Annotated in this window: 9 protein-coding genes and 3 pseudogenes; 9 read left to right on the top strand and 3 right to left on the bottom strand. The window is 69.3% G+C overall.

What is annotated here, in order from left to right:
• Both IEZ15_RS47695 and IEZ15_RS45405 read left to right on the top strand, forming a co-directional pair.
• Positions 1–89 (top strand): annotated as a pseudogene (locus tag IEZ15_RS47695) (transglycosylase SLT domain-containing protein); the annotation flags it as partial.
• A 100-nt stretch (positions 90–189) separates the two neighbouring features.
• Positions 190–465, top strand: a pseudogene (locus IEZ15_RS45405) (extracellular solute-binding protein); the annotation flags it as partial.
• A 209-nt stretch (positions 466–674) separates the two neighbouring features.
• Here the strand turns inward: IEZ15_RS45405 and IEZ15_RS33495 are convergent.
• Together IEZ15_RS33495 and IEZ15_RS33490 are read right to left on the bottom strand one after the other, a co-directional pair.
• Complete coding sequence (locus IEZ15_RS33495; protein WP_189280705.1) at positions 675–1946, bottom strand: FAD-dependent oxidoreductase; 1272 nt, start codon at positions 1944–1946, stop codon at positions 675–677.
• 678 nt (positions 1947–2624) lie between these two features.
• The gene (locus IEZ15_RS33490; protein WP_114243212.1) at positions 2625–3023 is read right to left on the bottom strand and encodes a DUF6221 family protein; all 399 of its coding nucleotides are present in this window, start codon (positions 3021–3023) and stop codon (positions 2625–2627) included.
• 270 nt (positions 3024–3293) lie between these two features.
• Between IEZ15_RS33490 and IEZ15_RS33485 the strand changes: the two genes are divergently transcribed.
• The 4 genes and pseudogenes from IEZ15_RS33485 to IEZ15_RS33470 form a co-directional block, all read left to right on the top strand.
• Positions 3294–4538 (top strand): winged helix-turn-helix domain-containing protein, encoded by a 1245-nt coding sequence (locus IEZ15_RS33485; protein ID WP_189280704.1) that lies wholly within the window; start codon positions 3294–3296, stop codon positions 4536–4538.
• A gap of 200 nt (positions 4539–4738) precedes the next feature.
• Entirely contained in the window at positions 4739–5494 is a 756-nt protein-coding gene (locus IEZ15_RS33480; RefSeq protein ID WP_189280703.1) for a dienelactone hydrolase family protein, read from the top strand.
• 145 nt (positions 5495–5639) lie between these two features.
• Positions 5640–7517: a transketolase gene (locus tag IEZ15_RS33475; protein ID WP_189280702.1), complete on the top strand. Its 1878-nt coding sequence runs from the start codon at positions 5640–5642 to the stop codon at positions 7515–7517.
• A 13-nt stretch (positions 7518–7530) separates the two neighbouring features.
• Positions 7531–7680: pseudogene (locus IEZ15_RS33470) on the top strand (aldo/keto reductase); the annotation flags it as partial.
• 140 nt (positions 7681–7820) lie between these two features.
• Here the strand turns inward: IEZ15_RS33470 and IEZ15_RS33465 are convergent.
• Positions 7821–8711, bottom strand: a complete 891-nt coding sequence (locus IEZ15_RS33465) for a fumarylacetoacetate hydrolase family protein (RefSeq protein WP_189280701.1) — start codon at positions 8709–8711, stop codon at positions 7821–7823.
• Positions 8712–8858: 147 nt separating this feature from the next.
• Between IEZ15_RS33465 and IEZ15_RS33460 the strand changes: the two genes are divergently transcribed.
• The 3 genes from IEZ15_RS33460 (at position 8859) to IEZ15_RS33450 (ending at position 11711) form a co-directional block, all read left to right on the top strand.
• The gene (locus tag IEZ15_RS33460; RefSeq protein WP_189280700.1) at positions 8859–9425 is read left to right on the top strand and encodes a TetR/AcrR family transcriptional regulator; all 567 of its coding nucleotides are present in this window, start codon (positions 8859–8861) and stop codon (positions 9423–9425) included.
• Positions 9426–9522: 97 nt separating this feature from the next.
• Positions 9523–10038 (top strand): VOC family protein, encoded by a 516-nt coding sequence (locus tag IEZ15_RS33455; RefSeq protein ID WP_189280699.1) that lies wholly within the window; start codon positions 9523–9525, stop codon positions 10036–10038.
• Positions 10035–11711, top strand: a complete 1677-nt coding sequence (locus IEZ15_RS33450) for an FAD-dependent monooxygenase (protein ID WP_189280698.1) — start codon at positions 10035–10037, stop codon at positions 11709–11711. The genes IEZ15_RS33455 and IEZ15_RS33450 overlap by 4 nt, the downstream gene beginning before the upstream one ends.
• Positions 11712–12023: the final 312 nt, after the last annotated feature.

Here is a 12023-nt window from a genome sequence, read left to right as displayed (position 1 = left end):
TCACCAACCCCGTCGCCAACATCACCGCGGCCGCCAACTACGCCGCCCACCGCTACGGGTCGATCGACAACGTCAACTCCGCCTACTGAGCCACAGACTCAGCACCCACCTCGCGAACCAGGACCGGCACAGGCAGCAACACCTGCCCATGCCGGTCCTTCGGCGTGTCAACCGGTCGGTGTCGCACCGGAGGTGAACGGGCCGGCGCTCTTCTACGACAAGGCCGCCTTCAGGAAAGCAGGCCTGCAGCCGCCCGCAACCTGGAAGGAACTCCGGCAGGCCGCGGCGAAACCGACCGGAGGCCGAAGCTACGGCCTCGCTCTGTCCGCTGTTGCCACCGAGGAAGGCTCGTGGCAGTACGTACCCTTTCTGGGTTCCGGTGGAGACCTCGAGCAGTTGGACTCGGCCGAGTCCGTGTCGGCACTCACGTACTGGACGTCGCTCCTCCATGACGGCTCGGCATAGAAGTCGGCGCTGAACCGGCAGTAGTCGGATGTGGCAGAGCAGTTCATCGGACACCGTGCCGCGATGCTGATCAACGGCTCCTGACAGCCGGCCGCACTCTCCGCGGAGAAGGAGCTCGACTTGCCGCCGATGCGCCTGCTGTTCCTCGAGTTCCTCGGGGACGAGCGGCCTGGACCGTCGCCGACCAGTTCCTGCTGCAGCAGGCGGGCTCAGCGCACCGATGCGGCCGGCGGGCGCTCGCGCAGCGCGCCGTAGGCGAGGAAGTACGCCGGCAGGCGGTTCAACCACCGTGAGGTCGTGATGAGCTCGCTCAGCCGCTGGGCGCGCCTCGGGTCGCCGAACGCCGGGCGGCCCGACAGGACCGGCTCGATGACGTTCGTGTGGGCGAAGCGCTGAAGCGCCTGCGTCGCGGCGGTGGTGGGCCAGCGGCGCCGCTGGACGCGGCGTATGGTCCGCAGGCCGACCGCGCCCCCGCGCAGCGGTTCGACGAGATACCGGGCGGCGGCCACCGCGTCCTCGACGGCGAGGTTGATGCCGATGCCGAAGACCGGTGACATCGCGTGTGCCGCGTCGCCGATGCACAGCAGCCCGGGGCGGTGCCAGCGCCGCAGGCGGTCGAGCCGTACATCGAGCAGCTTCACGTCGTCCCACGACCCGAGCGCGTGGACCCGGTCCGCGAGCCAGGGGACGGCGGCAGTGAAATCGCCCATGAACCGGTCGAGGCCGGCGGCGCGGCGCTGGGTGTTGGTTCCCTTGGGGATAAGTGCGGCGCACTGCCAGTAGTCCCCGCGGTCGATCATGGCGGTGAGGAACCGGTCGCCGACGCCTCCCACGAGCCCGTGCGGGTCTCCCTCCCGCCGCGGCAGCCGGAACCACCAGGCGTCCATCGGGCAGGTGAACTTCCGCAGTCCCAGTTCGGGCAACGATCTGGCCAGCGAGCTCCGGCCGTCGCAGGCCACGGTGAGGGTGGCCCGCAGCTCACCGGTACGGCCGTCCGACGTGCGGTACCGGACCCCCGCGACCCTCCCCCGAGCCCTCGGCTTCGCTCGACCAGGTGGGACCTCCATGCGCTCCATCAGGAAGGAGGTCACCTCGGTGTTCATTCGCACGGAGAAGGACGGCTCCCGCCCGGCCTCGTCCACGAGGAGGTTGAGCAGATCCCACTGGGGCACCATCGCGATGTAGTTGTACTTGCCCCGTAGCGCGCCGATGTTTCCGACGGTGACCAGCGCACGGTCCGGGCCGAGCGGCAGCTGCACCGTCGTCACCCGCCGCTGCGGCAATCGGCCGAACCGCCCTGCCAGCCCGAGGTCCTCCAGCAGCGCCAGGGTGGACGGATGCACAGTGTCACCGCGGAAGTCGCGCAGGAAGTCGCCGTGCTTCTCCAGGACCGTGACCGCCACACCGGCCCGGGCCAGCAACAGCCCGAGCACCATTCCGGCGGGACCACCGCCCACCACACAGCACGTGGTCTGCTCCATGGCAACCGCTCCCTTCGGCGAACCCCCCGAGTCAACGACATGGTGATATATGCCCTCACTTATGAATAAGTTCTCACTAAAGGGTCGCAAAGTGATGAAGCCCGCGGCGTCCCGGCTGGTACGGGCCGTCGGGGGCGCCGGGCGGGCGTGTGCATTCGTATGCGGAATCCGGCGAGAGATGCCGCAACAGCAGGTCCCCGCTCTATCGGCGCGACGGGTGCCGCGCCCGCTGCGAGGGTGGTTTCGTACGGGGTGTCAGAGTCGGACAGGAGCGACGCCATCCAGCAGTCGAGAGCCGATGCCCACTCCGTGATCTCGCTCACCGCTGTGCCCACCGCCTGCATGAAATTGAAAGAGCGCGCGACCAATGACGCCCCCGAGTCGGTGAAGCCACGTCACTTCCCAGGTTCCATCAGCGGCGTGATGACCTTTCATTGCAAGTGGTGGCAAGGGCGAAGCGCAGGATCAGGACCGCCGCCGGCAGTGGGTGATTCGAGGGCAGGCCCGCCCGCCGCCCGCCGTCGACGGCGGGCGGGCATGAGTGCATCCTGCGACGTCCTGCGGTGATTCTCCGTACCCCGCGTGCGCCGCGGTGGGGGCCGGTACAGCCCCCTGCCGGCTCTGTCCGGGCGAGGGTCGGCGGGCCGTCGCTCGGCGCCCCACGGCAGTGGCCTGGCACTACTGGATGAAGCGCGGCAGCCACTTGGCCCGGTAGTCGGGATGGCCGGCATGCTCTGCGGCCATCTGCCGGACGGCGAAACCGAGCCCGACGGCGCGGCCGGACGGGAAGTCGTGATCGGGGCGGTCGGTGTCCTTGTCGGCGACCTCCGCATACTCATTGAGAAGAACTCTGCTCGTCTCGATGCGGCGGCGTGTATGTGCAGGGTCCTGGAAAGCGATGTGCTGGTCGAAGCCGAGATGCCGCACGCTGAACGCGATGGCGCCGGACCGGTCGTGCACTTCGCCGGGCACGTCGGCCGGGCACCGCCAGCTGTCGCCGCCTGCCGCTTGCGCAATCTGTTCTTCCTCAGCAAGACGCGCCCGAACGAAGTCGATCATGTCGGAGTTGTCCGTCATCGGCCTTTCGAATCCTTCACCGTCATGGCTCCCTACCGGAAACTGCACCTGTCGTCTGTGCCGGTTCTGTCGGTTCACCGAGGATGTCGGACGACGATACCGAGTCGAAAGTCCGGCACTCCGGGGACACCACCTGAAGTGCGCATATCTCGATGCCGAGGTGATCGGGACCGCCGTCGCCCCATGGGTGAACCGACTGGCCGGCCACCGTAGGGTGGGCCGTCCGACGGCTCGCTCATGGGCTCAGGTGACGGAGTAGGGAGCCCCACGATGCCCACGCCCCAGCGGTACCTGACGATCAGCCAGGTGGATGCGCGCCGTCTGGCCCTCTCGCGGCAGCACCTGGCCGGCCCCCGACCGCCGGCGGACGCGACGAGCCTGCGCACCGTTCTCCGGGCACTGCGCTATGTGCAACTGGACCCCGTCAACGTAGTGGCGCCGAGCCATGAGCTGGTCCTGTGGAGCCGCCTCGGACCACGGGCCGGCTCTCTCTTCTCCGGCCTGTGGTGGCAGGACCGATGGCTGTTCGAGTACTGGGCGCACGCCGCGGCCGTGGTACTCACCGAGGACTACCCGATACACCGGGTTTCGATGGACGCGTATCCTCCGCCGAACCTGTCGTACACCGCGACGTGGATGGCTGCCAACGACCGGCTTCGCGAGCACGTGCTGCATCGGCTCGGTGAAGGCGCTCCCCTGCCCACCGATGCGTTCGAGGACTGCGCGGTGGTCGACTGGGCCTCGACCGGATGGACAGCCGGCCGCAATGTCGAGCGGATGCTGACGTTCCTCTGGCTCCAGGGCAAGATCATGGTGGCCGGCCGTGCTGCGGGGCAGCGGCTGTGGGCGCTTCCCGACGCCTGTCTGCCGGCCGGCGCCGACCGGCCGGCGGTGTCGTCGGCCGAGATGGTGTCCCTGGCCACGGAGCACACCCTGCGCGCCCTCGGGGTCGCCCGTCCGCTGGACATCAAACAGTATTTCCTCCGCGGGAAGTACACCCGTCTGGCAGGCGTGCTCCGCACTTTGACGGAACAGGGCCGCGTCGTGCCGGTGCGGGTCGACGGTGGAGGTCCCCCGTCCGAGACGTGGTACGTGCATGCCGATGCACTGGGCGAGCTGGAGGCGATCCGCGCGGGCCACTGGCAGGGGCGCACTGCGTTGCTGTCGCCGTTCGACAACCTGATCAACGACCGGCGCCTCACCGAACGGCTGTGGGGCTTCGCCTTTCGCAACGAGATGTACATACCGAAGGCCAAACGGCAGTACGGCTACTACCTGTTGCCGATCCTGCACGGCGACCGCCTGGTCGGCCGGGCCGCTCCTCGTTTCGACCGGGGTCGAGGAGTCCTGGTGATCGAGGGCCTGTACCTGGAGACCGACATCAGGCCGACGGCGGAGCTGCGCCGGGCGGTCACCGGGCAACTCGACGACCTGGCCGCCCTCATCGGAGCCACCGGCATCGAGTACGGCGACACGGTGCCCGAGCGGTGGCGACCCATGCTGCATCGGTCCTGAGCCGAGAACGGCTTCGAGACGTCGCCACGGTCGGTCACTCGGCGGCTGCGATGAAGCCTTCTGCCGGGTTTCCCCGTCGATCCGACCGGGCAACCGGCCGAGCGGTCATTGACCGCTTACGATCACTGACTGCAACCGCAGCCCTTCGTTCCTCTTGCCTTGAGCGCGGAGGGACACCGGAGAAGAGAGGAGAACCGCCCATGACCGCCGTGCGCGGAACATCCGTGGACATCCCCACACAGGACGGCGTCGCCGACGCCTACCTGACCCATCCCGACGACGGAAGTCCCCACCCCGGCGTCCTGCTCTACATGGACGCCTTCGGGCTCCGTCCTCACCTGAAGAAGATGGCCGATCGTCTCGCCGAAGCCGGCTACACCGTCCTGGCCCCCAACGTCTTCTACCGCCATGGGCGAGCGCCGGTGGTCGAGCTGCCCGATCTCATCGACCCGGTCCGACGCCCGGAGATCTTCGAGCATCTCGGCCCGGTCATGCAGTCACTGACACCCGATCTGGCGATGCGCGACGCCGACGCCTACCTGGCCTGGCTGACAGACTGCCCCCTGACCGCTGACGGGCCGGTCGGTATCACGGGTTACTGCATGGGCGCCGGGCTTGCCCTGCGTACCGCCGGTGCCTACCCGGAGCGGGTCGCGGCCGTGGCCGGCTTCCACGGCGGGCGCCTGGCCACCGACGCTGCCGACAGCCCGCACCTTGTCGCCGACCGGATCACCGCGGAGCTGTACTTCGGCCACGCCGACCAGGACCCCTCGCTGCCCTCCGAGCAGATCAACCGCCTCGGCGAGGCCCTCACGGCGGCGGGCGTGCGCCACCGCAGCGAGGTCTACACCGGGGCACACCACGGTTTCACCCAGGCAGACACCGCCGCCTACGACAGCACAGCGGACGAACGCCACTGGAAAGCGCTGACGGCGCTCCTGGACCGCACCCTCTGACCGGCACGCGTTCAGATCGCGGCCACCGCACCGCAGACATACGGTCGGCAAGGGCACAGGCGCCCCACGCAGCCTCTGCGCGCGGCCCGCGAGCCGGCAGCCGTCGACGACCGGATCAGAACGCAGGACACGAGAGGAAGCCGCGATGTCGGTCGAGAACACCCCCACTGTCTCCCTCGGGCCCGACAGCGGCCTGGACCAGGTCTTCGAGCTGGCTCAGCAGCTGCGCGTGGACTCCGTTCGCGCCAGCACCGCCGTCGGCTCCGGCCACCCCACCTCCAGCCTGTCCGCCGCGGATCTGATGGCCGTCCTCATGACACGCCAACTGCGCTACGACTGGCAGAACCCGAAGAACCCGGCCAACGACCACCTGATCTTCTCCAAGGGGCACGCCTCCCCGCTGCTGTACGCGATGTTCCTCGCCGCCGGTGCGATCGACGAAGAGGAACTGATGACCACCTATCGCCGCGACGGCGCCCGACTGCAGGGTCACCCCACTCCGGTGCTGCCCTGGGTGGATGCGGCCACCGGCTCCCTGGGCCAGGGCATCGCCTACGGCGTCGGCATCGCGCTCGCCGGACGGGACCTGGAACACCAGTCGTACCGTGTGTGGGTGCTGTGCGGCGACAGCGAAATGACCGAAGGGTCGGTGTGGGAAGCCCTGGACAAGGCGGGCCGCCACCGGTTGGCCAACTTCGTCGCGATCATCGACGTCAACCGCCTCGGCCAGCGCGGCCCCACGGAGCTGGGCTGGGACACCGGCGCCTACGCCCGCCGCGCCGAAGCCTTCGGCTGCCGCGCCCTGGTCGTCGACGGCCACGACCTCGCGGCCGTCGAACGAGCCCTGGCCGCCGCGGACGACGGGCAGGCCCCCACCGTCATCGTCGCCAAGACCGTCAAGGGCCAGGGCGTCTTCGAGGTCGCGGACGCCGAGGGCTGGCACGGCAAGGCACTGCCCGACGATCTCGCCGCACGCGCGATCACCGAACTGGGCGGCGTACGCCACCTCACCGTCCGCGGCCCCCAGCCGCCCGCCGTCACCCCCAGTGCCCCGGCCGCTCCCGTGGAGGTGACGCTGCCGCACTTCGAGGTCGGCGAAACCATCGCCACCCGCGTCGCCTTCGGCAAGGCGCTCGCCGCGATCGGCGCCCGGCCCGACATCGTGGCCCTGGACGCCGAGGTCGGCAACTCCACCCACGCGGAGGATTTCGGCAAGGCACACCCCGAGCGGTACTTCCAGATGTACATCGCCGAACAGCAGATGATCGCCGGCGCGGTCGGTATGGCCGCACGCGGCTACCGTCCCTACGCCACCACCTTCGCCGCCTTCCTCACCCGAGCCCATGACTTCATCCGTATGGCGGCCGTCTCCCAGATCTCCATGAGCCTGTGCGGGACCCACTGCGGTGTCGAGATCGGCGCGGACGGCCCCTCCCAGATGGGCCTGGAAGACCTCGCCATGATGCGTGCCGTCCATGGCTCCACCGTGCTCTACCCCAGCGACGCCACATCCGCTGCCGCTCTGACCGCCGCAATGGCCTACCTGGACGGCATCTCCTACCTTCGCACCACCCGGGGCGCCTACCCCGTCCTCTACGCCTCCGACGAAACCTTCCCCGTGGGCGGGTCCAAGACCCTGCGCGCGAGCGACAGCGACAAGGTCACCCTCATCGGCGCCGGCGTCACCCTCCACGAATGCCTCGCCGCCGCCGACCGGCTCGCCGCCGAGAACATCCCCGTCCGGGTTGTCGACCTGTACTCCGTCAAGCCCCTGGACCTCGACATGCTCGCCCGCGCCGCCCAGGAAACCGGCGCACTGGTCGTCGTCGAGGACCACCACCCCGAAGGCGGTATGGGCGAGGCCGTGCTGTCCGCACTTGCCGCACAGCGACTGGCCCCCGCAGTCGTCCACCTCGCCGTGCGCAACCTGCCGGGCTCCGGAACCCCCTCCGAACTCCTCGACAACGCAGGCATCTCACGCACCCACATCATCCGAACAGCCCAAGACCTCGCCGCCCGCTGAGAGCTGCGGTCCGAGTTCGCCGGCGGTCTCCACCGTCATCCCCGGCATGCGCACCGTACGCAACGTCGAGCGCGACACGGCCCTGAGCGACGGGCGTGCGCTCACCGCCGACCGGCTCGCCCTGCCGGCCAGGCACCGGTGGCAGCGCAACTTCTACTCCTGATCCAAGGGGGCCGTTTCCGGGGCGGGCGGTACGCGGTTCACCTTCGCGCACCGCCCGGCGCAGTGCCGCCCGCATTGAGCGGTATCAGCCCGGTGACGCCGCCGCCGGGGCGGAGTGGCTCGTACGGTGCGTTCTGCCGGTCATGCGCCTGTGCTCCCGTGCTCGGGGGCGGCCGTCACGCGGTTGCGGAGCGTGCCGATGTTTTCGACCTCGACCTCGACGACATCGCCGGGGCGCAGGTGGCGACCGGAGAAAACGCCGGCGCCGCGCGGTGTTCCGGTGAGGATCACGTCTCCGGGTTCGAGGGTCTGATAGCTGGAGAGGTAGGAGATCAGCTCGGCCACGCCGTGGATGAAGCTGCTGGTGCGGTCGTCCTGGCGTACGTCACCGTTTACCAGGGTGCGCAGCCGCAGGTCGAGCGGCTCGGCGAACTCGTCCGGGGTGACCAGGCAGGGGCCGAGCGGCTTGAAGGTGTCGAAGCTCTTGGCCACGCCGATGGACGCGGTCGGATCGCCGGACATCGCGCGCTGCTGGATATCGCGCGCGGAGACGTCGTTGGCGATGGTCAGGCCGGCGAGGTGGCTCGCCACGTCGTCGGCGGAGACGGCGCTCGCGGGCCGGCCGATCACGGCGGCCACCTCGCCCTCGTAGTCGACCTGTTCGGCCGCGACGGCCGGCAGACGGATGTCCCCGCCCGGTTCGGTGACCGCGGATCCGGCGACCACCTGGAAATTCGGCTCCGTCGGCAGGGTGATGCCGGGCCGCCCCATCGCGGCGAACATCTCCAGGGCTTCCTCCGCGTGGCTGCGGTAGTTGAGGCCGACGATCAGGATCTTCCCGGGCCGGGCAACGGGGGCGTGCACCCGGACTTCATCGAGAGCGACCCGCCGGACGACCGCCGCCGCGCGTGCGGCGTCGATACCCGGTCCGCGCAGGAGGGCGCCCAGGTCGGCGAAAGGGAGATCGAGTACGGAGAGCTCGCCGGGGCTCTCCTCCCTGGCGATGCCCAGGGCTGTGCTGTACAGGCGCATCACGGACTCCCGCGTGTTGGGGACACATTCTCTTGCTCATGAGTCAAGAGTGTTCTTGTTTCGGAGTCAAGAGTTCATCGGCTGCCGGGCTGCTGTTTCCCGATGCCGCGGATGTGGGGGAGGGGGTGCCGCCTAGGCTGGGTTGCTATGCCACGAAACCGCCAGCAGATCCCGAAAGCCGAGCGTGAGGCTGTCCTGGTCGACAGTGCCTGGGAGCTCTTCGCTGTCAAGGGATACAAGGGGACCAGTCTGACCGAGGTCGGCAAGGCGGCCGGTGTTGCGGCCAACGCCGTGCGCTGGTACTTCCCGACCAAGGACGACCTGTTCGCCGCCACCCTGGACCGCCTCTTCCTGCGTGAGCGGGAGCGCGTCGAGGCGGACCCCGTGATCGGAGGTGATCCGCGGCGGCAACTGGTGACGTTCCTTGCCGACCTCGAGTCGTATCGCGGGCTGCACCGGGAGGCGTACGACCGCATGGATGAGTCGCCGGCCCTCGCCGACGTCTACTCCCGCATGCGGGAGTGGCTGGAGGGCCGTCTTCTGGCGGCCGTCGCGAGCCGGCTGTCCGAGGGGACCGACGTCGAGCCCGTGGCGGACATGGCCCATGTGCTGTTCGAGGGGCTGCTGGTCAGCGCCCGGGAGCTGGACCGGCCGACCGAAGAGTTCATCGACCTCCTCATGGAGGCGCTGGTGGCCGTCGCGGCGGCGCGCTGAGTGCGATCTCTTGACTGCCATACAAGAGCCTGCCTAAGGTTCTCTTGTATGGCAGCCAAGAGGGCTGTCGTGTCCTCGATGAGGAGGTCGCTGTCCTATGGCTTCTCCAGGCAAACTCGCCCACATCGTCCTGCGCACCGGCCGTCTGCCGGTCATGACCGAGTGGTACATACGCGTTCTCGAAGGCCGCGTCACCTTTGCCAACGACGCCCTCGCCTTCCTGACCTACGACGACGAACACCACCGTGTCGCGCTGGTCGCCACCGGAGCCTGCGAGCGTCCGACGGACGCGCACACCGGTCTGCACCACGCGGCATTCACCTACGCCACGATCGGCGATCTGCTCGGCACGTACCAGCGGCTGAAGGATGACGGCATCCTCCCCTTCTGGTGCATCAACCACGGTCCGACCACCTCGATGTACTTCGAGGATCCCGACGGCAATCACATCGAGCTCCAGATCGACAACTTCGCCACCGAGGAAGCCCTCGACGAGTGGTTCCGGTCCGGAGCCTTCGAAGCCAATCCGATCGGCGTCGAATTCGACCCCGACGACCTGGTGCGCCGCTTCGACTCGGGTGAGTCCTTCGCCGAACTGGTCAGGCGCTCATGACCGCCATCGACACCCCGGTCGTCATCATCGGAGCCGGCCCCGTGGGGCTCGCCACCGCGCTCGTCCTGGGCCGGCACGGCGTCCGCAGCATGGTCTGCGAACAGTACGACGGGGTCAATCCGCACCCCCGGGCCCATGTCGTCAACACCCGGTCCATGGAACTGTTCCGCGCCTGGGGCATCGCGGATGCCGTCCGTGCGGATGCGGTCGACCCGGCATGGGCCGGCACGATCCTGTGGAAACAGACCCTCGCCGGGGAACCCCTGGGCCGGATCGACCTCGTCGAAGGGCCGGAGGACCAACTCCTGCGCCGGGTCCACGCCTCCGCCGAGCAGCTCACCTCCTGCGCCCAGGACCGCGTGCAGCAGCACCTCCTCGACGCCGTCCTCGCCCAGGGCATGGCCACCGTCCACTACAGCACCACCGTTGTGGAGGTGACGGACCACGGCGATTCGGTCGACGTCACCGTGGAAGGCGTGGGCAGGCGGCAGATCCTGCGCACCTGCTACGTCGTGGCGGCGGACGGGGCGACCGGGGGCATGCGCGACAAGCTCGGCATCGCGATGGACGGCTCTCCCATCCTCGGCCATCAGCTGAACATCTACTTCCACGCCGATCTGTCCCCGTGGATGGGACAGGATCCCGCCCTGCTGATCTGGCTGATCAACAGCGTCTCCCCGGGACTCTTCATCGGAATGGACGGCGCGCGCCGGTGGACCTTCCAGCGCAGCTTCGACCCGGCCGTCGAATCGCCGCAGGACTACCCGCCCGAACGGTGCGCCCAGATCATCCGGGACGCAGTCGGAACCACTGAACTCGACGTGGACATCCGCGCCGTGGGGCCATGGACCATGACGGCCCGGACCGCCGAGACCTACCGCAGCGGCCGTGTCCTCCTCGTCGGCGACGCGGCGCACCAGTTCCCGCCGACAGGCGGCCTGGGCATGAACAGCGGCCTCGCCGACGCGGACAACCTCGGCTGGAAACTCGCCGCCGTGCTGGCGGGCTGCGCTTCCGACGCCCTGCTCGACAGCTACGAGCGCGAACGTCGCCCCGTCGCCGTCGACAACGCTCGCCACAGCATGCTCAACGCCATCAAAATGGCCGAGGTCGGCATAGGGCCCGAGACGGCCAGGATCGCCGTACGCCTCGAAAGCCCGGATCCGTCAGTTGCCGCGGCGGAACGCCGGCGGATCGCGGAAGCCGTCCCTCTGCAGCGCCCGCACTTCGACGCGCTCAACCAGGAGATCGGATACATCTACGGGGCGGGCCGGCACGCCGGCGGCGTCGGCGGAGCCCCGCTGTCGGCCACCGACTACACACCGACTGCCGTCCCCGGAGCGCGACTTCCGCATGCCTGGGTCGAACGTGACGGGGAACGGGTGTCGACGCACGATCTCCTCATGCCGGGCTTCACCCTCATCACTGGGCCCGGGGGAGCCGCCTGGGCCGATGCCTTCGCGGAGACCGGGGAAGGCGTGGCGAAACAGACTGTAGTGATCGGCCGGGATGTCACCAGCCCGGACGGCTACTGTCCGCAGCTGCTCAGGATCGGTGAGGACGGAGCCCTCCTCGTCCGACCGGATGGCCACATCGCGTGGCACAGCGCCGAGGGATCATCCCCTGCGTCCGCGCTCGCCGCCCTGCTCGACGCGGTCGGGCAGACCGCCTAGGGCCGGTTCGGCCTGATCCGAAAGACAGGCCCTGTTGCGGCGTGAACCGCGAGCGGAGCGCCGGGCCCCGAGCCCGGCGCTCCCGGCTCTCGCCCGGAGTCCCTTCACTGAGGCCTTCCGGCCTTCCGGCCTTCCGGCCTTCCGGCCTTCCGGCCTTCCGGCCTTCCGGCCTTCCGGCCTGGAGGCCGAGTTCGGTCGTCCGGTCTGCCGCGTCTGCCCCACGGATGCCCCAGCTCCGGTCGGCGCCGACCGGTATCGACCGACGTCGACCGGATCGACCGGCGCCGACCGGATCGACCGGCGCCGACCGGA

This window comes from Streptomyces atratus (genome assembly GCF_014648655.1).
Taxonomy (GTDB): domain Bacteria; phylum Actinomycetota; class Actinomycetes; order Streptomycetales; family Streptomycetaceae; genus Streptomyces; species Streptomyces atratus.
This window is presented reverse-complemented; position numbering and strand designations above follow the sequence as displayed.

Excerpts from the sequence above, each read along its gene's own strand:
- IEZ15_RS33460 (WP_189280700.1), top strand. The coding sequence starts at position 8,859 with ATGCCACGAAACCGCCAGCAGATCCCGAAAGCCGAGCGTGAGGCTGTC.
- IEZ15_RS33495 (WP_189280705.1), bottom strand. The coding sequence starts at position 1,946 with ATGGAGCAGACCACGTGCTGTGTGGTGGGCGGTGGTCCCGCCGGAATG.
- IEZ15_RS33480 (WP_189280703.1), top strand. The coding sequence starts at position 4,739 with ATGACCGCCGTGCGCGGAACATCCGTGGACATCCCCACACAGGACGGC.
- IEZ15_RS33450 (WP_189280698.1), top strand. The coding sequence starts at position 10,035 with ATGACCGCCATCGACACCCCGGTCGTCATCATCGGAGCCGGCCCCGTG.
- IEZ15_RS33455 (WP_189280699.1), top strand. The coding sequence starts at position 9,523 with ATGGCTTCTCCAGGCAAACTCGCCCACATCGTCCTGCGCACCGGCCGT.
- IEZ15_RS33490 (WP_114243212.1), bottom strand. The coding sequence starts at position 3,023 with ATGACGGACAACTCCGACATGATCGACTTCGTTCGGGCGCGTCTTGCT.
- IEZ15_RS33475 (WP_189280702.1), top strand. The coding sequence starts at position 5,640 with ATGTCGGTCGAGAACACCCCCACTGTCTCCCTCGGGCCCGACAGCGGC.
- IEZ15_RS33485 (WP_189280704.1), top strand. The coding sequence starts at position 3,294 with ATGCCCACGCCCCAGCGGTACCTGACGATCAGCCAGGTGGATGCGCGC.
- IEZ15_RS33465 (WP_189280701.1), bottom strand. The coding sequence starts at position 8,711 with ATGCGCCTGTACAGCACAGCCCTGGGCATCGCCAGGGAGGAGAGCCCC.